The organism is Oceanobacter kriegii DSM 6294 (genome assembly GCF_000422845.1).
GTDB classification, from domain to species: domain Bacteria; phylum Pseudomonadota; class Gammaproteobacteria; order Pseudomonadales; family Oceanobacteraceae; genus Oceanobacter; species Oceanobacter kriegii.
Window position 1 is genome coordinate 1 of record NZ_KE383935.1, and the last position, 1,655, is coordinate 1,655.

Sequence of the window (1,655 nt, forward strand, 5' to 3'; positions counted from 1 at the left end):
GTTACCGTGGACGCTAACGGCGTCGCAACCTACACGCCAAATGCGGACTTCAACGGCACCGACACCATTACCTACACCTTGAGTGACGGTAATGGCGGTACCGTGACTGAGACGATTACAGTCACCGTTACTGCTGAAAACGATGCGCCAACCACGCCAAACGGTCGTACTGAAACTACGGCGGAGGATACCCCAGCATCTATTGATTTGCTGGCAGGCAGCAATGATGCAGATGGCGATACGGTCACTGTCGACTCAGCCTCTGCCCTGAACGGCACGATCACCGTCGACGCCAACGGCGTAGCGACTTACACACCGAACGCTGATTTCAACGGCACCGACACCATCACCTACACGCTGAGTGACGGTAATGGCGGAACCGTGACTGAGACGATTACAGTCACCGTTACTGCTGAAAACGACGCACCAACCACTCCAAGTGGTCGCACTGAAACCACCGCTGAAGATACCCCTGCGTCTATTGATCTGCTGGCCGGTTCAGCTGACGTCGATGGCGATACCGTGGTTGTGGATAGCGCATCCGCTCTGAACGGCACGATCACCGTGGACGCTAACGGCGTTGCTACCTATACGCCGAACCAGGACTTCAACGGCACCGATACCATCACCTACACACTGAGCGATGGTAACGGTGGCACGGTAACTGAAACCATTACAGTCACCGTTACTGCTGAAAACGACGCACCGACAACGCCAAGCGGCCGTACTGAAACCACCGCGGAAGACACCCCAGCTTCCATTGATCTGCTGGCCGGTTCTGCTGATGCGGATGGCGATACGGTTACCGTCGACTCCGCATCCGCTCTGAACGGCACGATCACCGTCGACGCTAACGGCGTAGCGACTTACACACCGAACGCTGATTTCAACGGTACCGATACCATCACCTACACGCTGAGTGACGGTAATGGCGGCACGGTAACTGAAACCATCACGGTAACCGTCACAGCCGAAAACGATGCACCAACGACTCCAAGCGGTCGTACTGAAACTACGGCTGAAGACACTCCAGCGAGCATTGATCTGCTGGCAGGCTCTGCTGATGTGGATGGCGATACGGTTACCGTGGACTCTGCATCCGCGCTGAACGGTACGGTATCCGTGGACGCTAACGGCGTTGCTACCTACACACCGAACGCTGATTTCAACGGCACCGATACCATCACTTACACCTTGAGCGACGGTAATGGCGGCACGGTTACCGAGACGATTACTGTCACTGTAACCGCTGAGAACGACGCACCGACCACGCCAAGCGGTCGCACTGAAACCACCGCAGAAGATACCCCTGTAAGCATTGATCTTCTGTCAGGTTCTGCTGATGTGGATGGTGATACGGTCACTGTCGATTCAGCATCCGCTCTGAACGGCACTATCACCGTCGACGCTAACGGCGTTGCCACTTACACGCCGAACCCGGACTTCAACGGTACCGATACCATCACTTACACCTTGAGTGACGGTAATGGCGGCACCGTGACGGAAACCATCACAGTAACGGTTACTGGTGATAACGAAGCGCCAACTACTCCAAGCGGTCGTACTGAAACTACTGCTGAAGATACTCCTGCGAGCATTGATCTGCTGGCGGGTAGCAATGATGCAGATGGCGATACGGTCACTGTCGACTCAGC

General features: G+C 55.6%; 1 protein-coding gene. It reads left to right on the forward strand.

Annotated elements, in window-relative coordinates; translation table 11 throughout:
* Nucleotides 1-1,655: cadherin-like domain-containing protein (locus tag G516_RS23475; protein ID WP_156879119.1), on the forward strand; the 1,655-nt coding region annotated here is incomplete at both ends.